This window comes from Alsobacter sp. P4_H11, assembly GCF_056400925.1.
The window spans coordinates 21,815-42,047 of sequence record NZ_JBFUKI010000013.1 but is presented as its reverse complement, the minus strand read 5'-3'; the positions used below and the strand labels follow the sequence as shown (position 1 = coordinate 42,047).

Below are 20,233 nucleotides of genomic sequence, written 5' to 3'. Positions count from 1 at the left end.
GTCCAACGGCAACGAGACCCTCGAACAAGGCGATTGGTTCTAGCGTTAACGCGTGAAAGAGACTTGACGATTGTGCGTCGCAGCATTATGTTGCACTGCACAATCAGACCACCACACGACCGGAGCCGCGGCGTGGTGGGTTTCGTCATGGCGGCTCCGTAGAGGAAGTTGACCATGGCTCAGGGCCCGCTGAACTACGAAATCCCGAACGAGATGCGCGACTTCGCCGAGAAGAGCGTCGAGCAGGCCAAGAAGGCCTTCGACGGCTTCCTGGGCGCCGCCACCAAGGCTGTGACGGCCGCCGAGTCGCAGGCTTCCACCGTGCAGGTCACCGGCAAGGACTTCGCCTCCAAGGCGATGGGCTACGCCGAGCAGAATGTCGGCGCGGCGTTCGACCTCGCCCAGAAGCTCGTCCGCTCCAAGGACGTCAAGGAAGTCATGGAGCACCAGGCCGAGTTCGTGAAGGCTCAGATGGCCGCTCTGCAGACGCAGATGCAGGAACTCGGCGCCACCGTGCAGTCGACCGTGCAGAAGGCCGCCACCGAGGCGCAGGCCAACATGCAGAAGGCGACTTCCGACGCCCAGGCGACCGTTCAGAAGGCCGCCGAGACCTTCAAGCGTCAGTAATCTGCAGCGTGTGTCGTCGCTCGCGCGCCTTTCGCGCGGGCGACCGTAAAGCGTTCGCGTCACGCAAAGACCGGGGCGGCCTCACGCCCCGGTTCGCGCTGCCTGGGGCGGCTCCGGACCTTTTGGTCCGCATCAGTGGGCGGCCCCTTCCGGCCTTGGCTTTCGACCGAGGCGTTCAAGGAAGAGAGCTCCATCATGGCTGACCAGTCCACCCCGACCAAGACACCGCCGACCAGCACGCCCGCCGCCGCGCCGACTGCCGCCGCGCCTGCGACCACCGCTGCCCCCACGACGACCTCCGCCCCGCAGGCCGCCAAGGCCGCGCCGGCTCCGGTGCCGGCTCCGGTTGCGAATGTTTCCCCGGCTCCGGCCGTGAAGGCCGCTGCGCCTGCCCCGGCCCCGGCCCCGGCCGCCAAGCCTGCCCCGGCCCCGGCCGTTAAGGCCTCCGCTCCCCAGGCCTCCGCTCCCCAGACGCCCGCCGCCGTCGTGAAGCCCGCCGCCGCTCCGGTCACGGCCGCCAAGCCGGTTGCCCCTGCTCCCGCCAAGGCCGCCGCCCCGGCCAAAGCCCCCGAGGTCGCGAAGCCCGCGCCGGCCAAGCCCGCGCCCGTGATCGCCAAGCCGGTCGCGGCCGCGCCCCTGGCGAAGAAGCCGGTGCTCGCCGCCGCGCCCAAGCCCGCGCCTGCCGCCGCGAAACCTGCCGCCCCGGTCGCCAAGCCGGCCGCGAAGGTCGCGGCCGCCGCCAAGACGGTCACCGCGCCCGCCAAGCGCGCGGCCCTGAAGCCGACGGTCGCCAAGAAGCCCGACCCGATCATCGCGAAGGCTGCTCCGGCCGCGCTCGAGTCCAGCGTGGCCCCCGCGGCCGTGTTGAAGCCCGCCGCCAAGGCCGTCACCAAAGCGGCCATCGCGCAGGCGGTCAGCGCCCCCAAGGCAGCGGTCGCCGCCGGGACGTCCGCCGCTTCAGAGGCGCCCAAGGCTGCGGCCCTGAAGACGCCGGTTCTGCCGGTCGCCCCCGAAGCGCTCAAGGAGATCGCCGCCAAGCAGATCGACCAGGCGCGCGCCGCCTATTCGAAGCTGCAGTCCTCCACGGATGCGCTGAAGACCGGCATGGAGAGCAGCGGCGAAGCGGTAGCCAAGGGCATGAAGGACTTCTCCGACACGCTGCTCGGCGCGCTGCAGACCAACGCCGATTCGGCGCTCGGCTTCTTCAAGGCGCTCTCGGGCGTGAAATCCCTGTCGGAAGCCGTGGAGCTGCAGGCGACCCACGCCCGCCAGTCGTTCGAGACGCTGTCGGCGCAGGCCAAGGCCCTCGCCGAAATCGCCAACCGCACCGCGAGCGCCACGACGCAGCCGGTCCGCAAGGCGATCGACGACACGTTCTCGCGCGTCTCCTGAGAGCACGACTTTGTCCGAAAGACCGATGAGCAGGCCCAGGCGGGCCGGCTCGTTAGAGGCTGGCCGGAATTGCTCCGCTCTCTCCACCGTCATCCCCGGGCTAGCCCCGGGGACACACGCGTGGCGTCGGCATGGATGCCCGGGACAAGCCCGGCCATGACGGATTAGGGCGACTACATCAGTTTCCGCTTGCTCCCGCAGGGGCAAATTGCGGGTTGAAATCCCGGCGCATTCGGCCTAGGTATCGCGCCGCACACGAGGCATGCAGCTGTAGCTCAGTTGGTTAGAGCGCTAGATTGTGGATCTAGAGGTCCCCCGTTCAAGCCGGGGCAGCTGTACCATCGTTTGCAAGAGGAACGGCCCGGGGCGAAGGTCGCCATCCGGGCCGGCGGCAAAACGGCCCCTCCCCTTTTCAGAGATAGAAATCCGTCGCCGCCAGGGCGGCTGAGCCCAGGACCTTGACCTGGAAGTCGGCGACGCCGTCGCCGTTGACGTCGCCGGACAGGATGCCGGCCGCGAAGTTTAGCTCGCCATCATGGTGCGTGAAGGCGCTCGCGCCGATGAACACGAAGGCCTGATCACCGGCGACCTTCGCATCGGCGTCGATGGAGCGCAGGTAGACCTTGTCCATGCCGGACACGAAATCCTGGATGGTGACGCGGCTGGCCGGGTTGGACTCCGCGAGGGTCTGGAACACGAACATGTCCGCGCCGGCGCCGCCGACCAGGACGTCCGCGCCGCCGCCGCCGTTGATGGTGTCGTTGCCATCGCCGCCGATCAGCGTGTCGGCGCCGCCGCGGCCGTAGAGGACGTCATTCCCCGCGCCGCCCGTGAGCGTGTTGGCGAAGTTGTCGCCTCGCAGGGTGTCGGCAAAGGCGGAGCCGGTGATGTTTTCGATGCTCACGAACCTGTCGCCGAGCGCATCGCCGGTGTTGGCCGCGACATTAATTATGTCGACGAGCACGCTGGCGGTCGCGGTGGCGTAGCTGGCGGTGTCGATCCCGGCGCCGCCGTCGAGCAGGTCGCCCTTCTGGCCGCCGATCAGGATGTCGGCGCCATCCTGCCCGTAGAGGCTGTCGGCGCCGTCGAGGCCCTGGAGCGTGTCCGCGCCGGCGCCACCCTTGAGGACGTTCGCGGCCTGGTTCCCGATCATGCTGTCATTGCCCGCACCGCCGGTGGCGTTCTCGATGAGCGAGCGGGCGTCGCCGTTGAACTGCAGCGCGTTGGCGATGTTGCCGGCCGCCAGATGCGTGTCGGCGCCGTAGTAATCGAGATGCGCCAGCTGGGCGGAGGACGTCTTGGTCCATGCGCCCGGCCGCAGATCGACGCTCAGGTTGGTCGTGTAGGCGGAGAAGTCGTAGGTGTCGACGCCGTTGCCGTCCCACAGCGTCATGAAGACGTGGTTTGCGCCGGGCGCGCCCTGGCCGACGCCGTTGATCGACATCTCCCCGGTGGTCGGGCTCCAGCGGTAGACGGTGTCGCCCGACTGGGTGTTGAAGTTGGCCCCGTAGAGCTGCTGGATGGCGCGGATGTCGTCCATCATCAGGGTCTGCGGGTAGTCGTAGTCGCCGTTGGTGTAGCCGGTCGTCGTCGATGCGCCGACAAAGGAGCGGTAGCTCATCACGGTGTATTCGAGCGAGTCGTGGGCCAGCGGCATGGCCCCGAACGCGCCGTCGACTTCGTGCGGGTGCTTGAGGCCGAGCGCGTGGCCGGTCTCGTGAATGAAGCCATGATAGGCGTAGGTTCCCTTCACCGGGTTGGCGTATTCGCCGCTGGTGTTGTTGAACCAGGCGTCGCCGCCCTCGGGCGCGGGAGACGGATAATAGGCCCAGGCGGTCGAGGGCGCGTCCGACATGGCGTAGCGCAGGTCCGCGTGCTGGGTGAGGGTCTCGGGGTTCTCCGTGAAGGAGAGGTTCGCGACCGCCGCATACATCCCGAGCGCATCGCGCGTGGCGGCCTGCTGCAGGAGGTTCAGCGCGCCGAAGCCCGTGGACGGTTCGGCGTCTCCGTAGTTGGTCTCGTAAAAGGACCCGCTCGACGGGAAGCTGAACGTGAAGGCCGAGACGGCCCATTTCGTCCCGCTCAGCAGGCCGTCGATCGTGGAAACGCCGGTGGGCGAGAAGGTGGAGACTGCGGGCATGGTCGTGTCCGTCGATGAGGCGTTCGAGACGGGGCCGGGCGGACGGCCCGTGCCCGATCTGCGCGAGCAGGAGGCGTTGGCCTATTGATCGGCTCGCTTCGTCAATGAAACGTTTATCTTAAGCGACAACGCAAGGCAGTGCGGCCTGTGCAACACCGCACAACGAAACGGCCGCCGACGCCCCCCGACGTCGACGGCCGCTCGGAACCGCGCGGCTGATGTGCCTCGCCGGCGGCGTCTGCCCCCAGACTTGCTGCGATCTCTATAGCGACGCAGGCCGCGCGCGGACATTCGCGGGTTTACGATCAGGGTTTGTGCGAGGGCTCGCGCGCCGGGCTCCCATCGCTGTCGTTAAGCGCGGCGCCGTACGTGGCGATTAATAGATCGCGTTCGAGGCCGGCGTTTAAGCGTGGATCAGCCAGACCACGGCCCAGCCGAGAAACGCCATCCAGCCCAGCAGCAGCACCAGGCTGGCGCCGATAAGCGCGAACAGCAGCGGGCGCGTGTTGTTTTCGGACGAGCGCGAGGGCTTGGCCTCAGGCGCGACCGACCGATCGGTGGACGATTCTGTGCTGATTTCAGACATTTTCGGCTCCAGCGCGGGTTCCCCGTCGCACAGGGCGCAAGGGCCGGGCCGTTCATGGTGAGCGAAGCGTTACCGGCAGGGGCGAAGCCTGCGCCGCTCAGCACCGTGAGCCGTCTTTTGAAGAGCGCGGAACAATCGGCGGGCCCGGCGGTTTGCTCGGCTCATACCCGCACCGAGGATCACCACCATGGCCGACAAAGACCTTCACGCGCTGTTTCTGCATCAGCTCAAGGACACCTATTTCGCCGAGCAGCAGATCCTGAAAGCCCTGCCCAAGATGGCGCAGGCGGCCAAGTCCGACGATCTGCGCGGCGCCTTCGGGGTTCACCTCGAGGAAACCCGCAAGCAGGTCGAGCGGCTGGAGCAGGTGTTCAAGATCCTGGGCGAGAAGCCGCAGGGTGTGGAATGCAAGGCCATCCTCGGGATCATCGCCGAGGGCGACGAGGTGGTCGAGGAGTTCGAGGGCGGCTCCGCGCTCGACGCCGGCCTGATCGCGGCCGCGCAGGCGGTGGAGCATTACGAGATCACCCGCTACGGCACGATGCTGGCATGGGCCAAGCAGCTCGGCCTCTCGGAGGTCGAGGAGCTGATCAAGGCGACGCTGGTGGAGGAAGAGAACACCGACGAGCTCCTGTCGGAACTCGCCGAGGACGCCGTGAACCCGGCCGCCGCGGCCTGATCCACTCCAGCCTATCGCCGGCCGCGCCCGCCTCGAACGGGTTGCGACTGGCGCGATCACGCCGGCGCGGTTGAGAAACCGCCGCCGGCGTTTCACGTTCAAGAGGCTATTTGCCCGGTGGGGCTACACGACCGGGCTGTCGTCGGGAGGTTTACGTGATGGAGCCCTGATCCCTCGACCGATCGACCACCTGAGCATCCTCCTGTCCGGGGCCGGACGGAATACGCTCAACTACGCATCAGGGTCGCTCTGCTCTCGGCAAGCTGAATGAAACCTTGCCGGATACATGGTTCTTCTTGGAACGGCGTTACCGCCCAGGCGCGTCGCCGGCCTTCAGTGCTGGCGGGCTGCGGCCATCTCCATCCGGCACATCAACGCGTAGCGGCGCGCCTGCGAGAGATCCTCGCGCGAGGGCCCGCAGCGGATGAACTCCTCCCACAGCGCCAGAGCGTCCGGGAAGCGGCGCATCTGGGTGAGCAGCAACGCCAGGTTGAAGCGCGCCTCCGAATGCGCCGGCTCCAGCCCGAGCGCCGTGCGGTAGTAGCGCTCCGCGTCCTCGTTGCAGTCGCGCAGGCTGGACAGGACGCCGAGATTGTAGAGCGCGTCCACATAGCCGGGGTCGCGCGCCAGCGCGGTCTGGTAGGCGATGATGGCCTCCGCCTCCCGGCCCTGCGCGTAGAGCACGTTGGCGAGGTTGAAGGGCAGCACCGGGTCCCAACGGTCGATGCGGGCCGCGATGCGGTAGAGGCCCTCCGCCCGGCCGGGGTCGCCGGCTTCCTCGTAATCCTCGGCGGCTTCGGCGAGATCCGCCACGCGCACGGGCGTTTCGCCGAGGTCCAGCGTCAGCTGGCCGTCGAAGGTGGCGAGATGCGGCGCGCGGCCGAGCGCGAGGTCGCCCCAGGGGGCCGCCGAGAGCCGCGCCTCGCTGAGCCGCAGGCCGCGCCGCCGAAGGGCCGCGCCGGCGCTCAGCAGCGCCGACATCTCCACGCCCGCGCCCAGCAGGCGAGCTGCCTCGCGCGCAGAGGCGAGATCGCGGAAGCCGAACAGCGCCTCGGCGGGATCAAGCAGGTCGAACAGCGCCAGGCGCTCCACCTCCTCCTCGCTCAGCCGGGCGTGGCGGGCGAGGTCCTTGGCGTTCCAGGTGCGGCTGTCGGTCTCCGGGCCGGGGCCGAGCCCGAGCGCGCGGCGAAACGAGAACTCGCTGACGAGGGTGAAGACCTGGCCGAGATCGGCGATGTCCTCCGGCTCGATCGCAGCGGCGCTGTGCGCCAGGACGATGTGGGTGGTGGAGGCGCCGACGCGCTTGGCGACCTTCCCTCCGGCCAGCTCGATCAGGCGCGAGGCCTGCCGGACCGTCAGGCCGTCGAGACGGCCGTGGATGTGGAGGGTTGCGCCAGCGAGTGCGTCCATCAGCAGATCCTGCCTCGAACCCTGCGGCCGGGCGAGCGATTCACTTGGAATCTGCATGGCCGTCCACAGGCGATACTACAGAGCTGCAGCTCGGCCGCAATGCGTATCCTTTGGAGGATTGGCGCAGCGGCCCGCGCAACGTGGATTGGGCATCGTTTAGATGTGGAAAGCCTCCCATTGAGCTAAGGCTTGGGTCGTTGATGCCTCAGAGCCAGTATCCCGATGTCCCGTGACGAACGCATGATGATCAAGGGCGTTGCGCTGATCGCGCTCGCGGCGCTGGCCATGCTGGTCTATGCGTCGTTTATCGGGTCTGGTATCGAATTCGGCTGAGGGCGCGACGGATCCGGGCCGCGCCGGCCGCGTTGTCGGCGGCGAGTTCGAAAGGATCCTCCGTGCCTCACCGCCCCTCCGTGTCACTTCGCGCCGCCGCGGCGTTTGGCGCCGTCGCGCTGGCTCCGCTGGTGTTTGCCGCCCCGGCCAGCGCATCCGAATGCGTCTGGGGCAAGCCGGGTTATCGCGCCTGCGTGGAAGGCAAGCTCGACACCCGGCGCGAGGGCGCGAAACGAGGCGAGCGCCAGATTTACCGCACAGCGCCGGCGCGCAACCGGCCGGGAACGCTGACCCCTGTCGATCCGGCGCCATTCGAGTTGTCGTCGCCACCCCGGGGGCCGAGCCGCGCGACCAGCCAGGAAAAGCGTCTGGACGCGATCAGCCGGGAGAACATGCGGCGAGACGCCATTCCCAACCCGATCATGCCGCCCAACCCGAACGCCAATACGATTCCCGGGCGCATCTGCCCACCGCTGGGTTGCTGAAGCAGCGTTCCAGATTGCGGAAAGTTCATCCGCCAGACAGGCGCGCGATAGACGCGCCCTGACATTCTCCCCAGCAGCCGGAGCTCGCCGAGCCCGGACATTGGCGGAGACGGAACAATGGCGACCAAGCGAGCAAAATGGATCCTGGGCGGCGTCGCCGCGATCGCGGCTGCGGGCGCGCTGACCGCCGCCTACGCGCAGGAGCGTGGCCCCCACGGCGGCATGATGGGCATGGGCCCCGGCATGGGGCGGATGATGGGCGAGCGCCTTTGCGCCGCCAAGGAGCCGGTGGCGCCGCGCATTGCGGACCGGATCGAAACCACGGTGAAGATCACGGACGCGCAGAAGAGCGATTTCGAGAACCTGCGCAAGGCGCTGGCCGACGGCGAAGCCAAGCTGAAGGCCGGCTGCCCGACGGACGCCGAGCGGGCCGACCGCACGCCCCCGGGCCGCCTGGCGCTGGCCGAAAAGGGCATGGCGGCCGGGCTGGACGCTATCCGGACGGTGCGGCCCGCCGCGGATGCGCTCTACGCCAAGCTGGACGACAAGCAACGCGACCGCCTGCGCTGGATGGCGCCCGGCCGGGGCGAGCGTGGCGAAGGGCGCCATGGCCACTGGTGGAACCGCGGCGAGCGGGCCAACTAAAACCGTTAACGCTCCCGGCCGTCACGGCCGGGAGCGAACTTGTTTTTAATCTGCCCGCGATATTGCGTTGAGCGAATTCGGCGAACTGAATGCGCCGGAAACCAAGAGGCCTTCATGACATCCCTTTTCGTTCCGCAGAGCCGCGGCCTGCGTGGTCTCGCGCTGGCATTGATGACGTGCGTATCCGCGCCGGCGCTCGCCCAGACGGTGTCGCTCGAGCCGTTGACGATCGCCACGCCCGAAGGCGGCACGCTGACGCTGTCCAGGATCGAGGCGACCGACACGAACCTGACGCGCGACGAACTCGCCAAGCTGTTCAACAAGGACGCTCCCGCCGCCGAGAAGCGCGCCATCGCCGAGAAGGCCAAGGCCGCCCGCCTGACGCTGGGCGACGTGGTGAGCGAAGCCAAGGACCAGCGCTTCGTCGTGAAGGGCCTGGAGGCCCGCGGCGTCGATAGCGGCCGCATCGCGCGGCTCAGCTTCACGGGCGCGGAAAGCACGTTCAAGAACGAGCAGGGCGACGGCAAGCTGGCCATCAACGGCCTGACCGTCGACGGCCTCGATCTCTCGCACCTCATGGCGGCGGCCGAGACCGGCAAGTTCGCGGATGGCGCGCTGAAGATCGACCGCATCGCGTTCGACGGCTTCGAAGGCAGCGTGCCGGATTCCAAGACCCCCAAGGACGCCGCCGGCGGCAACCTCACCCGCGTGAAGCTCGGCTCCATGAGCCTGGACGCCTCCTATGCGGGTGACATCCCGACCAAGACGGCTTTTGCGCTGCGCAGCCTCGTGATCCAACCGGCCCCGGCTTCGGAACTCGCCGCGAACCTGAAGGGCGCCGGCCTGTCGCAGCTCGACATGGGCATGACCTTCAGCGGAACCTATGACACGGCCGCCAAGACCTATTCGGCCGACGACATCACGCTGTCGCTGGCGCAGCTCGGTTCCGTGGGCCTGAAGGCGGAGCTCGCCGGCGTCGAGCCGGTGCTGTTCACCGGCGACCAGGCGCAGCGGACCGCGGCCGCAATGGGCCTGGCGTTCTCGGGCCTGACGGTCCGGGTCGTCAACGGCGGCGGCGTCGAGAAGGCGCTGGCCTTTGCGGCGGCGTCGCAGAACAAGACGCTCGCGGCTTTCCAGGCCGAGACGGCCGGCATGGCGGGCCAGATCATCCCGGCGCTGCTGGGCGGGACCGCGTCCGCCGCCTCCACCGGCGCAGCCGTGGCGGCGTTCGTCTCCAACCCCAAGAGCCTCACCGTGACGGCGAAGCCGAAGGCGGGCCCGCTCTCGCTGGTGGAAGCCGCCGCGCTGGGCGACCCCATGGCGGTGGTGGCGCGCCTCGCCATCTCGGCCGTGTCGGAAGGCGCGGCTGCGGCCGCTCCGGCCCCGCAGGCAGGCGCGGCTGCGGCGGCTCCGGCCCCCAAGGTAGCCCAGGCGGCCCCGGCCGCCGGCAAACTCACCGGCATGGCGGCCCTGAACGCGGTAATCGGCAACACGGTGTCGGGCAAGAACTCCGACGGCGACGCCGGCGTCTGGTTCTACGACAAGAAGGGCGCCGTGAAGCAGCTCGTCGACGATGAGATCACGGTCGGCAAGTGGGCCATCAAGGGCGAGAAGATCTGCGAGGAGTACCCCGAGGACGACGAGGAGACCTGCTACACGGTCGAGGTCTCGGGCAACATCGCCACCTTCGCGGACGAGGAAGGCAACGGCCGCCGCTACACGATCGCGGCGGGGAACGCGAAGAACCTGTAAGGGCTGGCGCTCGCCGAGGTGGCCGGGCTCGCCCCGGCCATCCCGCCGGAGCCCCGCGCGTGGATCCCCGGGTCAAGCCCGGGGATGACGGTGGAGGGATGGCGGGCGCCTAAGCCATTTCGCCCCCACCCATTCAAACCCTCATCCTGAGGAACATCGCCTCTTGGCGATGTGTCTCGAAGGACGAGGGAGTCCAGCCTGCTCCTACGATTGTGCGCTCTGAAACCCTCGTCCTTCGAGACGCAGGCCCAAGCGGGCCTGCTCCTCAGGATGAGGGTATTCAGGGGTGGGGTGAGACGACGACCTTAGAGCCAAAGGCCCCTTACGGGGGCCTTCTCGTTACCGGTAGTCCGGACGTTCAGTAAATCACCACCGAGCGGATCGACTTGCCCTCGTGCATGAGGTCGAAGCCCTCATTGATGCGGTCCAGCGGCATCGTGTGGGTGATCAGGTCGTCGATGTTGATCTTGCCGTCCATGTACCAGTCGACGATGCGCGGCACGTCGGTGCGGCCGCGGGCGCCGCCGAAGGCGGAGCCTTTCCAGACGCGGCCGGTGACGAGCTGGAACGGGCGCGTGGCGATCTCGGCGCCCGCCGGCGCGACGCCGATGATGATCGACTGCCCCCAGCCCTTGTGGCAGCACTCCAGCGCCTGGCGCATCACGTTGACGTTGCCGGTGCAGTCGAACGAATAATCGGCCCCACCCTTGGTGAGTTCGACAAGGTGGGCGACCAGATCGCCCCCGACCTCCTTCGGGTTGACGAAGTCGGTCATGCCGAACTTGGTCGCGAGCTCCTTCTTGGACGGGTTCACGTCCACGCCGACGATCTGTTCGGCCCCGACGAGACGCAGGCCCTGGATGACGTTGAGGCCGATTCCGCCGAGGCCGAACACCACCGCTCGGGCGCCGGCCTCCACCTTGGCGGTCCAGATCACCGCGCCGATGCCGGTGGTGACGCCGCAGCCGATGTAGCAGACCTTGTCGAAGGGCGCGTCCGGCCGGATCTTCGCCACCGCGATCTCGGGCACGACGATGTAGTTGGAGAAGGTGGACGTGCCCATGTAGTGCAGCACGGGCTTGCCCTCGAACCGGAACCGGCTGGACCCGTCCGGCATCAGGCCGCGGCCCTGGGTGGTGCGGATCTTCTGGCAAAGGTTGGTTTTGCGCGAGAGGCAGTACTCGCACTCACGGCATTCGGGCGTGTAGAGCGGGATGACGTGGTCGCCCTTGCGCAGCGAGCTGACGCCCGGCCCGCAATCCACCACCACGCCCGCGCCCTCGTGGCCGAGCACGGCCGGGAACAGCCCCTCGGGGTCCGCGCCCGACAGCGTATAGGCGTCGGTGTGGCAGATGCCGGTCGCCTTGACCTCGATCAGGACCTCGCCCTCGCGCGGCCCGTCGAGATCAAGCTCGACGATCTCCAGCGGCTTGTTGGCGGCGAAGGCGACGGCGGCGCGGGTCTTCATGAACTATCTCCGGTTGTGCAACCGGAGAATATCGCGTGATTGCGCGAAGGCCAGAGCGCGATGGCGGCCGGGCGGAGGGATCTGATCTTTTCGCGCAACTGCGGGCGCAAGCGGTGTACGCCGATGTAACGTGGCCGCTGTCTGCGTCTTTTAAGCAAAGCCCCAGAAGCTCTTGTGAAGCTCAAGCATCGCGCGTCGCTTCGTTTATTTCATCGAACGTCTTGTACGCGCCGCAGCAGACCACCATTTCATCGAACGTCGGGGTCCGGGCCCCTCTGGTGGTCTTCCCAAAGGCCGCGATGTCGGACTCTTCCACCTGTCGGACGCCGGGTGCGTCCTGCTTCTGGGGGTCTATCATGCAAGCCGCTTCGCCCTTTGCGTTTGTTCGCCCTGCCCTGCACGGCGGTTCCGTGGATGATGCGCAGCGACGGCTGGACGCTCTGGCCCGCCTGCTGGACAGCGCGGTGCGCATTCCCGGCACCCGCATCACGTTTGGCGCGGACGCCGTCATGAACCTGATCCCGGGCGCTGGCCTGATCGTCGCCAAGACGCTGTCCGCCTACCTGATCTGGGAAGCCCACCGGCTTGGCGCGCCCAAGGCGATGCTCGCCCGCATGGCCGGGCACGTGGCGATCGACGCCGTGCTCAGCGCCTTGCCGGTGGTGGGCTGGGTGGGCGACGTGTTCTACCGAGCCAACCTGAAGAACATGGCCCTGCTGCGCGGCCACCTGGCGGAGCGTCGCGGCGCGGCTATGCCGCGGCGCTGACCGCCGATCAGTGCCCGCCGCCGGGCGCCGCGCCGGGCTTGGGCGGCGCAGGCTTGCGCAGCACCATCACGAGCATGGCGGTGGCGAGGAAAAGACCCGTCAGCAGCAGGAAGGCGTCGCCGAAGGCCATGACCTGCGCCTCGCGGCGGACGATGAGGGCGAGCTTCTTCAGCGCCGCCATCTCGGCGTCCGAGCCGAGGCTGGAGAGCGCGCCCTGCAGGCCGGCGAGCGTCTCCATGGCCTTGGTGCTGCTCCACGTCACCTGCTCGTGCAAGCGCGCGAGATGGAGGTCCATGCGGTCGTTCAGCACCGTGTTGATGATCGCCAGCCCCACCGCGCCGCCGAGATTGCGGGTGAGATTGTAGAGGCCCGAGGCGTTCTTCAGCCGCGCCGGCGGCAGGGTGCCGAGCGCCAGATTATTGATCGGCACCATGCAGAACATCAGCGAGCAGCCGCGCAGGATCTGCGGCCAGAGCAGCTCGGAGAAGTCCCAGTCCTTGGTGATGCCGGACGCGATCCAGGTGCCGCCCGCAAAGCCGCAGAGGCCGAGGAACAGCATCAGCCGCGGATCGAGCTTGCCGGAGAGCCGCCCGGCGATGGGGGCCGTGAAGAACATGCAGATGCCGGTGACGAACATCGTTTCGCCGATCTGCAGCGCCGAGAAGCCGCGCACGCGGCCGAGATAGACGGGATACAGGTAGGTGAGGCCGTAGAGTCCGATGCCGAGCACGAACGAGAAGGCCGAGCCGCCGGCGAAATTGCGGTCCTTGAAAGCGTAGAGATCGACGATGGGCTCGTCCGCGGTGAGCACCCGCCAGAAGAACGCGACGCCGGCCGCCACCATCAGCACCGTGAAGGCGAGGATCAGCGGCTCCTGGAACCAGTCCTTGGTGGGGCCTTCCTCCAGCACATATTCGAGGCTGCCCAGAAAGGCCGCCATGAAGCCGAGGCCCCACCAGTCGAAGCGGTCGAGAAGGCTCATCTCGGGCTTGTCGAAATCGATCAGCGAGTATGTGGCGACCGTCACGATGATCCCCGGGATCACGTTCACCAGAAACAGCCAGTGCCAGGAGAAGAGCTCGGTGAGGTAGCCGCCCACCGTCGGGCCGATGGTGGGAGCCAGCGTGGCGACGAGGCCGATCAGCGGCGAGATGACGTTGCGCTTGGAGGGCGGGAAGATCGTGAAGGCGGCCGCGAAGACGCTCGGGATCATGCCTCCGCCGATGAAGCCCTGGATCGCCCGGTAGACGATCATCTGCTCCAGGCTGGTGGCGGTGGCGCAGAGCGCGCTCGCCAGCGTGAAGCCGGCCGCCGAGGCGGCGAAGAGGTAGCGCGTCGAGAAGGCGCGGCCGAGGAAGCCCGACAGCGGGATCATGATCACTTCGGCGATCAGGTAGGCGGTCTGCACCCAGGAGATTTCGTCGGCGGAGGCCGAGAGGCCGGCCTGGATCTCGGCCAGCGAGGCCGAGACGATCTGGATGTCCAGGATGGCCATGAACATGCCAAACACCATCGCGAAGAACGCGATGAGGCGCTTCGGGTCGATCCGGTCCGGGTTCGCGGCCGCGGCGGGGCGCGCAGGAGCCGGGAGCGCTTTCGCGGTGGCGGCGGCGTCAGTCATCGCATGTGCTCCGCTCGCGCATCAGTGCCGAGCTTTTGCAACCTCAGTCCCCTCATCCTGAGGAGCAGACCCGCTCGGGTCTGCGTCTCGAAGGACGAGGGCTCCAGCAACTAGAGCCTCTGGCCCCCTCGTCCTTCGAGACACATCGCCAAGGGGCGATGTTCCTCAGGATGAGGGGCAATCAGGTAGTGCAACCCAGCTGACCTAATCTTACGGTCACTCGGCCTTGGCGCTGCGGGTGGGTTCGGCGGCGGCGGCCGAGACGGGGCCTTCGCCGTCGCGCTTGGTCCACACATTGGCGACCACCGACAGACCGGGGCGCAGCAGGCCCTGGCGCGCGACGTCCTCCGGGACGCCGATGCGCACGGGAACGCGCTGGACGATCTTGGTGAAGTTGCCGGTGGCGTTCTCGGGCGGCAGCAGGCTGAAGATGGAGCCCGACGCCGGCGCGAAGCTCAGCACATGGCCCTCCAGCTTGCGGCCGGGCAGCGCATCGACCTCGATGTCAACCTTCTGGCCGGGCTGGATGCGGGCGAGCTGCGTTTCCTTGAAGTTGGCCTCGACATAAACCGAGCCGAGCGGCACCAGCGCGGCGAGGCGCGCGCCGGGCTGCACGTAGTTGCCGACCTCAACGGCGCGGTTGCCGATAACGCCATCCACCGGCGCGGTGACGACCGTGAAGGAGAGGTCGCGCTCGGATTTCGCCAGCGCGGTCTTCAACTCCTCCAGCACATGCACGGCCTCCTGGGCCTGCGCCTGCGTAACCGCGATGTTGGCTTCGGCGCTGGCGAGGGCCGCCTTGGCGGATTCGACGTTGGCGACGGCGCGGTCACGGTCGGAGCGGGTCTGGTCGAGCCGCTGCTTGGAGCCGAAATCGGTTGCCGCCAGCGTCTGTGCGCGAGCGAAGTCGGCCGAGGCGCGGACCTGCTCGGCCTCGGCCGAGGTCTGCTGGGCGCGGGCCTGGCCGAGGGCGGCGGTCTGGGCGTCGACCTGCCGCTGGATGCGCTCGATCGTGGACTGCTGCGTCTCGACCTTGTTGCGCGCGGCCGCGACCGCGAGCCTGTAGTCGCCGTCATCGATGCGCGCGACCACGTCGCCGGCCTTCACGGCGGCGTTGTTGGCGAAGGGAACGGCCGTCACATAGCCGGCCACCTTGGCGGCTACCGTGGTGACGTCGGCGCGCACATAAGCGTCGTCGGTCGACACAACGAAGCGGCCGTGGGTCCACCAGCCATAGCCGAACCAGCCCCCGCCCCCGAGGGCGGCGAGCAGCACGGCGGTGAGAATGAACTTCTTCTTGGAGCGCTTCGGCGGAATGATCTGCCCGTCGAGCCCACGGGAAGCGGCGGGGCCGCCCGGCTGGCTCACGAGAGAACCGCCCACGCGCGGCTGCTCCCCGACGCCGACGGGCGCTTCGGGGGTGCGGGTCTGGACGGGGGGCACGCCAGTCGCTTCTGCCATCACGAGTTCTCCTCGGGTCGTCTTACAACCCGCTTCCTTAAGACCGTCTTCATCGAACCGAACGGTTCGGTCATTTTCACCCTTGCAATATGGGTCTTTGTCGCCGATATCAAGGGCTGACCGAACCGTTCGGTCATTTTTTGGAGATGCCGCCCACGATGAGTCGAGGCCCTGGTTCCGACGTCCTGATTGATCGCTCCGCCGTACCGTCCGAGGCCGGCGACGCGCCGGCGCGGCCCGAGGCCGGCGACACGGCCAAGCGTCGGCAGATCATCGACGGCGCGCGCGCCCTGTTCCTGGAGCGCGGCTTCGACAGCGCCAGCATGGGCGAAATCGCGCGCCGGGCCGGTGTTTCCAAGGGGACGCTCTATGTTTATTTCGAAAACAAGGAGCAGCTCTTCTGCGCCATCATGGACGAGGAGCGCCGCACCCATCTCGATCGCCTGGGGACGCTGGATCCGGACCGCGACACGCGCGAAACGCTGATCGCCTTTGGCCGGGCGCTCGTGACATTCATTCTGAAGACCAAGACGGTCGCGGCCATGCGGGCCGCCATCGCGATCGCGGAGCGCATGCCGGAGGTTGGGCGCGCGTTCTATGCCCGCGGTCCCGCCACCACGATCGCCACCATGGCGACCTATCTCGACCGCAAGGTCGCGCAGGGCGAACTCGTCATCGCGGACACGCGCCTGGCGGCGACGCAGTTGCTGGACCTCTACCAGACATCGCTGGTGCGCCCCGCGTTGTTCGGGCTCGAGCCTTCGGACGCCGAATTCGACAGCCGCGTCGAAACGGTGGTGACGGCCGGGGTCGATCTCTTTCTGCGCGCCCACAGAGCGGGCTAGGTCGGGCGGCTTATGGCGCCCGTTCTCGTGATCTAGTCGCTATCATCCTGCGCCATCTTCACCAACGACCGGTATCCACCTGCCCGGACGCTGCTCTAGGCTCCTCCGTGTGCGATCTCGCACATGACGAGGACGCAGGTCGTGCTTGAAGATCTCCGTGGCTCGTCGCGCCACAGGAGCCCCCTATGACGAACAAGATCGACATCATCTTCATCAGTTGCGCGCTCATCTACGCCACGCTGGGCGTCGGCCTCGGCATCGGCATGGGCGTCGCCCAGAACTTCGCCTACGCGCATCTGCACGCGCATATCAACCTGCTCGGCTGGGCCACGATGGCGCTCTACGGCATCGTGCACCGCTGCTGGCCGGAACTGCGCCGGAGCAAGCTCGCGACCGTTCAGTTCTGGCTCGCCATGCTGGGCACGCCGGTTTTCCTGATCGGCCTGCCCTTCGCGCAGTTTCGCGAGCAGCCGGCCGGCGCGATCCTGGGTTCGCTGATGATCTTCGCGGGCGTGCTGTGCTTCCTCACGCTGTTCGCCCGCAGCGCCTTCAGCCGCGCCGCCACCCCAGGCGTGGGACTGGCCGCAGGCCGCGTCTGATTTTCGTCCGGAGCCCCCCGGATGCAAGAAACCCGGCTGGATGCCCCAGCCGGGTTTTTTGTTGGCTTGGTTGGTTGGAGCGCTTCCCGGCCGCCCTCACCCCAGCCCTCTCCCCGTTCCGGGGAGAGGGAGCGCGCTGCGGCTGCAAAGCGCGCTCGGGGGCGCCGGTGAGTTCACTCTCATGGCTGTGAGCGTCCCCTCGCCCCCGGAGGGGGAGAGGGACAGGGTGAGGGCCTTTCGAACCCTCTCCCCCCCTCAGTTCGCCGTAACGCCGGCCTGCTTCAGCACGGGCGTCCAGCGGGCCACTTCGGCGGCCACGAAGGTCTTGAGCGCCTCGCGCGTGCGGCCCTTTTCGTCGGGCAGCACGCCGCCGAGGTCGAGCAGGCGCTTCTTGGTGGTCTCGTCCGTGAGCGCCTTCACGAGCGCGTCGTTCAGCTTGGCCGTGATGGCGTCCGGCGTGCCCTTGGGGGCGAAGATCGCGTTCCAGGCGCTCACCTGGTACTCGGGCAGGCCGGCTTCCTTGGTGGTGGGCACGTCCGGCAGGGCCGGCGAACGCTCGGGCGTCGCGACCGCGTAGGCCTTGATGGAACCCGCCTTGATCTGCTCGACGAGGTTGACGATCTGGTCGCACATGAAGTCGACCTGGCCGGAGACGAGGTCGTTCAGCGCCGGGCCGGTGCCCTTGTACGGAACGGCCGTCGGCTTGATGCCGAGCTGAACGTTCAGCATCACGCAGGTGGTATGCGACACCGAGCCGACGCCCGCATGGGCCTCGTTCAGCTTGTCGTTCTGCTGCTTGGCGTAGGCCATGAACTCCTTGAGGTCCTTCGGCGGCAGGTCCTTGCGGGCGACGATCAGGATCGGCGTTCCGGCCGCCATGCCGACGGTCTCGAAGTCCTTGGTGGGGTCGTATTTCAGGTTCGGGTACAGGGCCGGGGCGGCGCCGTGCGTGCCCATGTGGCCCATCATGATGTTGTAGCCGTCCGGCGCGGCCTGGGCCGTGCGCGTCGTGCCCGTGGTGCCGCCGGCGCCGGCGACGTTCTCGACCACGATCTGCTGGCCGAGCGTGCGGGACATGTGCTCGCTGACGATGCGGGCGACGATGTCCGTCGGGCCGCCGGCCGCGAACGGCACGACCATGGTGATCGGCTTGGTGGGATAGCTCTGGGCGTGGCCCGCCGCCGTTGCGGCGAGCAGGGCGGCGGTGGCGATCAGCAGTGTCTTCATGACGATCCCTTCCTTGCGGCGTCCCTTGCGGACGCTCTCTCGGTTTAGTTTGTCGTTGATGCGCCGGGAGCCGGCGCCCGGATCACTCGGTGAACACCTCGTCCCTTCCCTTCTGGATGGACGGCAGCAGCGCCAGCACGAGCATGATGGCGGCGACGACCAGCAACCCCGCCGAAACAGGGCGCTCGATGAAGGTCGAGAAGCTGCCGCGCGACAGGATCAGCGCCTGGCGCAGCTTCTCCTCCATCAGCTTGCCGAGCACGAAGCCGAGCAGCAGCGGCGCGGGCTCGAAGCTGAACTTGATCAGCACGTAGCCGATCAGGCCGAAGAACGCCGTGAACAGCACGTCCGACGGGTTGTTGTTGATGGAGTAGATGCCGATGCAGCAGAAGATCAGGATGGCCGGGAACATCAGCCGGTAAGGCACCTTCAGGAGCTTCACCCACAAGCCAACCAGCGGCAGGTTGATGATCAGCAGCATCAGGTTGCCGATCCACATCGACACGACCATGCCCCAGAACAGATTGGGGTTCTTGGTCATCACCTGCGGGCCCGGGATGATGCCGTGGATCGTCATGGCCCCCACCATGAGGGCCATCACGGCGTTGGGCGGGATGCCGAGCGTCAGCAGCGGGATAAAGGCGGTCTGCGCGCCGGCGTTGTTGGCCGATTCAGGCCCCGCCACGCCCTCGATGGCGCCGCGGCCGAAGCGGCGCGGGTCCTTGGCGATGCGCTTTTCCAGCGTGTAGGACGCGAAGGGCCCGAGCACCGCGCCGTTGCCGGGCAGGATGCCGAGGATCGCGCCGAGGCCGGTGCCGCGCACCACGGGCCAGAAGGACTGCTTCAGATCCGCCATGCTGGGCAGCAGCCGGCCGATCGAGCCCCTCACGACGTCGCGGGTTTCGGGGCTCTCGATGTTGCGCAGGATCTCGGCGAAGCCGAACAGGCCCATGGCGAGCACGGCGAAATCGACGCCGTCCGACAGGTCCTGCAGCCCCATGGTGAGGCGTTCCTGGCCGGATTCGAGATCGGTGCCGACCGTGGAGAGGAGCAGGCCCAGCACGATCATGGCCAGCGCCTTCACGACCGAGCCGCGCGCCAGCACGACCGCGAAGACGAGGCCCATCACCATGAGCGAGAAATATTCGGCGGGGCCGAACAGCAGCGCGAGCTTGGTGAGCGGCAGGCCGAGCGCGGCGATCACCAGCGTGGCGACGCAGCCGGCGAAGAACGAGCCCAGCGCCGCGATGCCGAGCGCCACGCCGGCGCGGCCCTGCTTGGCCATCTGGTGGCCATCCAGCGTGGTCACCACCGAGGTGGCCTCGCCCGGGATGTTGACCAGGATGGCCGTCGTGGAGCCGCCATATTGCGCGCCGTAATAGATGCCGGCGAGCATGATCAGCGCGCCCGTCGGGTCCAGCCCGAAGGTGATCGGCAGCAGGATCGCGATGGTGGCGATCGGGCCGACGCCGGGCAGCACGCCGATCAGCGTGCCGATCAGGCAGCCGACGAAGCACAGCAGGATGTTGACCGGCAGCGGCATGACGCCGAGCAGCGGGACGTTCACGTCGACGAGCTTCAGGACGGTCGAGAAGCCGAGCGCGAGGTTGGCGAACAGATCCATGATGCGCTCAGAACAGGGTGAAAACTGGGATCGGCAGCGACAGCATCACCTTGAACAGGAGGATGCAGAACGCGGTCATGCACACGGAGAAGATCACGGCTTCCTTCCAGCGCACCTCGTCGCTGGCGAAGCAACTCACCAGCATCGCGACCGGACCGGCGATCGCCAGGCCGGCGGTGCGAATCAGCAGCGCGAACACGATCACGGAGCCGAGGATGAAGATGGGGCCGCGCAGGTTCCAGCGCTCCAGCGCCGGGCCGTCTTCCAGAAAGGCGAGCACGACGAGGATGAAGCCGAAGAGCCCCACCAGCACGGCCAGCGAGGTCGGCAGCATGCCGGCGCCCATGGAACGCAGCGTGCCGAGCGGCAGATCGGCGCCCTGCCAGAGCGCGAAAGCCGCCACCGCGAGGAGGAACAGGCCCGCCGCCCCGTCCTGCGGATTGCGCACCCTCAGCCCTCCGCCTCCTTGAGAGGCGCCCTCTTGCGTGCCGGCCATTCCAACTCCCCGGGAGCCGCGTCACGCTCCACGCAGGGGAGGTCGTCGGCTTTTCGTGTTTTCTTCGCTCCTTTTG

The 20,233-nt window shown here is 67.9% G+C and carries 19 protein-coding genes and 1 tRNA gene; 10 read left to right on the top strand and 10 right to left on the bottom strand.

Going from position 1 to position 20,233, the window contains the following annotated elements; genetic code table 11:
• Window positions 1-174 precede the first annotated feature (174 nt).
• From AC1DSZ_RS20390 to AC1DSZ_RS20380, 3 genes are all read left to right on the top strand, one after another.
• Complete coding sequence (locus AC1DSZ_RS20390) at window positions 175-627, top strand: phasin (protein WP_476840178.1); 453 nt, start codon at window positions 175-177, stop codon at window positions 625-627.
• 195 nt (window positions 628-822) lie between these two features.
• A complete protein-coding gene (locus AC1DSZ_RS20385) occupies window positions 823-2,019 on the top strand; it encodes a phasin family protein (protein WP_476840177.1) in 1,197 nt (398 codons plus the stop codon).
• Between the two features lie 264 nt (window positions 2,020-2,283).
• Window positions 2,284-2,360: transfer RNA gene (locus AC1DSZ_RS20380), tRNA-His, on the top strand.
• 71 nt (window positions 2,361-2,431) lie between these two features.
• Here AC1DSZ_RS20380 and AC1DSZ_RS20375 read toward each other — a convergent pair.
• A complete protein-coding gene (locus AC1DSZ_RS20375; protein ID WP_476840176.1) occupies window positions 2,432-4,159 on the bottom strand; it encodes a M10 family metallopeptidase in 1,728 nt (575 codons plus the stop codon).
• A gap of 403 nt (window positions 4,160-4,562) precedes the next feature.
• Window positions 4,563-4,745, bottom strand: a complete 183-nt coding sequence (locus AC1DSZ_RS20370) for a hypothetical protein (protein ID WP_476840175.1) — start codon at window positions 4,743-4,745, stop codon at window positions 4,563-4,565.
• Between the two features lie 187 nt (window positions 4,746-4,932).
• On the opposite strand from AC1DSZ_RS20370, the gene AC1DSZ_RS20365 reads away from it, so the two are divergent.
• Window positions 4,933-5,424, top strand: coding sequence for a YciE/YciF ferroxidase family protein (locus tag AC1DSZ_RS20365; protein ID WP_188516463.1), 492 nt, complete (start codon window positions 4,933-4,935; stop codon window positions 5,422-5,424).
• A 333-nt stretch (window positions 5,425-5,757) separates the two neighbouring features.
• Here AC1DSZ_RS20365 and AC1DSZ_RS20360 read toward each other — a convergent pair whose 3' ends face one another.
• Window positions 5,758-6,834 carry a tetratricopeptide repeat protein gene (locus AC1DSZ_RS20360; protein ID WP_476840174.1) on the bottom strand — a complete coding sequence of 359 codons (1,077 nt, stop codon included), beginning with the start codon at window positions 6,832-6,834 and terminating at the stop codon, window positions 5,758-5,760.
• A gap of 395 nt (window positions 6,835-7,229) precedes the next feature.
• Here AC1DSZ_RS20360 and AC1DSZ_RS20355 point away from each other — a divergent pair, with 395 nt between their 5' ends.
• The 3 genes from AC1DSZ_RS20355 (at window position 7,230) to AC1DSZ_RS20345 (ending at window position 10,049) form a co-directional block, all read left to right on the top strand.
• The gene (locus AC1DSZ_RS20355; RefSeq protein WP_476840173.1) at window positions 7,230-7,652 is read left to right on the top strand and encodes a hypothetical protein; all 423 of its coding nucleotides are present in this window, start codon (window positions 7,230-7,232) and stop codon (window positions 7,650-7,652) included.
• Window positions 7,653-7,769: 117 nt separating this feature from the next.
• Window positions 7,770-8,297 carry a Spy/CpxP family protein refolding chaperone gene (locus tag AC1DSZ_RS20350; protein ID WP_476840172.1) on the top strand — a complete coding sequence of 176 codons (528 nt, stop codon included), beginning with the start codon at window positions 7,770-7,772 and terminating at the stop codon, window positions 8,295-8,297.
• 114 nt (window positions 8,298-8,411) lie between these two features.
• Window positions 8,412-10,049, top strand: coding sequence for a hypothetical protein (locus tag AC1DSZ_RS20345; RefSeq protein ID WP_476840171.1), 1,638 nt, complete (start codon window positions 8,412-8,414; stop codon window positions 10,047-10,049).
• A gap of 358 nt (window positions 10,050-10,407) precedes the next feature.
• Here the strand turns inward: AC1DSZ_RS20345 and AC1DSZ_RS20340 are convergent, their stop codons facing one another.
• Together AC1DSZ_RS20340 and AC1DSZ_RS20335 are read right to left on the bottom strand one after the other, a co-directional pair.
• Window positions 10,408-11,517, bottom strand: a complete 1,110-nt coding sequence (locus AC1DSZ_RS20340) for an S-(hydroxymethyl)glutathione dehydrogenase/class III alcohol dehydrogenase (RefSeq protein ID WP_476840170.1) — start codon at window positions 11,515-11,517, stop codon at window positions 10,408-10,410.
• 181 nt (window positions 11,518-11,698) lie between these two features.
• A complete protein-coding gene (locus AC1DSZ_RS20335) occupies window positions 11,699-11,875 on the bottom strand; it encodes a hypothetical protein (RefSeq protein WP_476840169.1) in 177 nt (58 codons plus the stop codon).
• Between AC1DSZ_RS20335 and AC1DSZ_RS20330 the strand changes: the two genes are divergently transcribed.
• Window positions 11,874-12,284 (top strand): DUF4112 domain-containing protein, encoded by a 411-nt coding sequence (locus AC1DSZ_RS20330; protein WP_476840168.1) that lies wholly within the window; start codon window positions 11,874-11,876, stop codon window positions 12,282-12,284. The two genes, AC1DSZ_RS20335 and AC1DSZ_RS20330, sit on opposite strands and share 2 nt — an antisense overlap.
• A 7-nt stretch (window positions 12,285-12,291) precedes the next feature.
• Here the strand turns inward: AC1DSZ_RS20330 and AC1DSZ_RS20325 are convergent, their stop codons facing one another.
• Both AC1DSZ_RS20325 and AC1DSZ_RS20320 read right to left on the bottom strand, forming a co-directional pair.
• A complete protein-coding gene (locus AC1DSZ_RS20325; RefSeq protein ID WP_476840167.1) occupies window positions 12,292-13,905 on the bottom strand; it encodes a DHA2 family efflux MFS transporter permease subunit in 1,614 nt (537 codons plus the stop codon).
• Window positions 13,906-14,121: 216 nt separating this feature from the next.
• Window positions 14,122-15,366, bottom strand: coding sequence for an HlyD family secretion protein (locus AC1DSZ_RS20320; RefSeq protein WP_476840166.1), 1,245 nt, complete (start codon window positions 15,364-15,366; stop codon window positions 14,122-14,124).
• A 158-nt stretch (window positions 15,367-15,524) separates the two neighbouring features.
• On the opposite strand from AC1DSZ_RS20320, the gene AC1DSZ_RS20315 reads away from it, so the two are divergent.
• Together AC1DSZ_RS20315 and AC1DSZ_RS20310 are read left to right on the top strand one after the other, a co-directional pair.
• Window positions 15,525-16,211, top strand: a complete 687-nt coding sequence (locus AC1DSZ_RS20315; RefSeq protein ID WP_476840165.1) for a TetR/AcrR family transcriptional regulator — start codon at window positions 15,525-15,527, stop codon at window positions 16,209-16,211.
• A 185-nt stretch (window positions 16,212-16,396) separates the two neighbouring features.
• Window positions 16,397-16,810 carry a hypothetical protein gene (locus tag AC1DSZ_RS20310; RefSeq protein WP_476840164.1) on the top strand — a complete coding sequence of 138 codons (414 nt, stop codon included), beginning with the start codon at window positions 16,397-16,399 and terminating at the stop codon, window positions 16,808-16,810.
• A 255-nt stretch (window positions 16,811-17,065) separates the two neighbouring features.
• Here the strand turns inward: AC1DSZ_RS20310 and AC1DSZ_RS20305 are convergent, their stop codons facing one another.
• The 3 genes from AC1DSZ_RS20305 to AC1DSZ_RS20295 all read right to left on the bottom strand — a co-directional run bounded on the left by AC1DSZ_RS20305 (window position 17,066) and on the right by AC1DSZ_RS20295 (window position 20,109).
• Window positions 17,066-18,037 (bottom strand): tripartite tricarboxylate transporter substrate-binding protein, encoded by a 972-nt coding sequence (locus tag AC1DSZ_RS20305; protein ID WP_476840163.1) that lies wholly within the window; start codon window positions 18,035-18,037, stop codon window positions 17,066-17,068.
• A gap of 82 nt (window positions 18,038-18,119) precedes the next feature.
• The gene (locus AC1DSZ_RS20300) at window positions 18,120-19,664 is read right to left on the bottom strand and encodes a tripartite tricarboxylate transporter permease (RefSeq protein ID WP_476840311.1); all 1,545 of its coding nucleotides are present in this window, start codon (window positions 19,662-19,664) and stop codon (window positions 18,120-18,122) included.
• 4 nt (window positions 19,665-19,668) lie between these two features.
• Window positions 19,669-20,109, bottom strand: a complete 441-nt coding sequence (locus AC1DSZ_RS20295) for a tripartite tricarboxylate transporter TctB family protein (protein ID WP_210318618.1) — start codon at window positions 20,107-20,109, stop codon at window positions 19,669-19,671.
• Between the last annotated feature and the right edge of the window lie 124 nt (window positions 20,110-20,233).

Excerpts from the sequence above, each read along its gene's own strand:
- AC1DSZ_RS20390 (WP_476840178.1), top strand. The coding sequence starts at position 175 with ATGGCTCAGGGCCCGCTGAACTACGAAATCCCGAACGAGATGCGCGAC.
- AC1DSZ_RS20385 (WP_476840177.1), top strand. The coding sequence starts at position 823 with ATGGCTGACCAGTCCACCCCGACCAAGACACCGCCGACCAGCACGCCC.
- AC1DSZ_RS20375 (WP_476840176.1), bottom strand. The coding sequence starts at position 4,159 with ATGCCCGCAGTCTCCACCTTCTCGCCCACCGGCGTTTCCACGATCGAC.
- AC1DSZ_RS20370 (WP_476840175.1), bottom strand. The coding sequence starts at position 4,745 with ATGTCTGAAATCAGCACAGAATCGTCCACCGATCGGTCGGTCGCGCCT.
- AC1DSZ_RS20365 (WP_188516463.1), top strand. The coding sequence starts at position 4,933 with ATGGCCGACAAAGACCTTCACGCGCTGTTTCTGCATCAGCTCAAGGAC.
- AC1DSZ_RS20360 (WP_476840174.1), bottom strand. The coding sequence starts at position 6,834 with ATGGACGCACTCGCTGGCGCAACCCTCCACATCCACGGCCGTCTCGAC.
- AC1DSZ_RS20350 (WP_476840172.1), top strand. The coding sequence starts at position 7,770 with ATGGCGACCAAGCGAGCAAAATGGATCCTGGGCGGCGTCGCCGCGATC.
- AC1DSZ_RS20345 (WP_476840171.1), top strand. The coding sequence starts at position 8,412 with ATGACATCCCTTTTCGTTCCGCAGAGCCGCGGCCTGCGTGGTCTCGCG.
- AC1DSZ_RS20340 (WP_476840170.1), bottom strand. The coding sequence starts at position 11,517 with ATGAAGACCCGCGCCGCCGTCGCCTTCGCCGCCAACAAGCCGCTGGAG.
- AC1DSZ_RS20330 (WP_476840168.1), top strand. The coding sequence starts at position 11,874 with ATGCAAGCCGCTTCGCCCTTTGCGTTTGTTCGCCCTGCCCTGCACGGC.
- AC1DSZ_RS20335 (WP_476840169.1), bottom strand. The coding sequence starts at position 11,875 with ATGATAGACCCCCAGAAGCAGGACGCACCCGGCGTCCGACAGGTGGAA.
- AC1DSZ_RS20325 (WP_476840167.1), bottom strand. The coding sequence starts at position 13,905 with ATGACTGACGCCGCCGCCACCGCGAAAGCGCTCCCGGCTCCTGCGCGC.
- AC1DSZ_RS20320 (WP_476840166.1), bottom strand. The coding sequence starts at position 15,366 with ATGGCAGAAGCGACTGGCGTGCCCCCCGTCCAGACCCGCACCCCCGAA.
- AC1DSZ_RS20315 (WP_476840165.1), top strand. The coding sequence starts at position 15,525 with ATGAGTCGAGGCCCTGGTTCCGACGTCCTGATTGATCGCTCCGCCGTA.
- AC1DSZ_RS20310 (WP_476840164.1), top strand. The coding sequence starts at position 16,397 with ATGACGAACAAGATCGACATCATCTTCATCAGTTGCGCGCTCATCTAC.
- AC1DSZ_RS20305 (WP_476840163.1), bottom strand. The coding sequence starts at position 18,037 with ATGAAGACACTGCTGATCGCCACCGCCGCCCTGCTCGCCGCAACGGCG.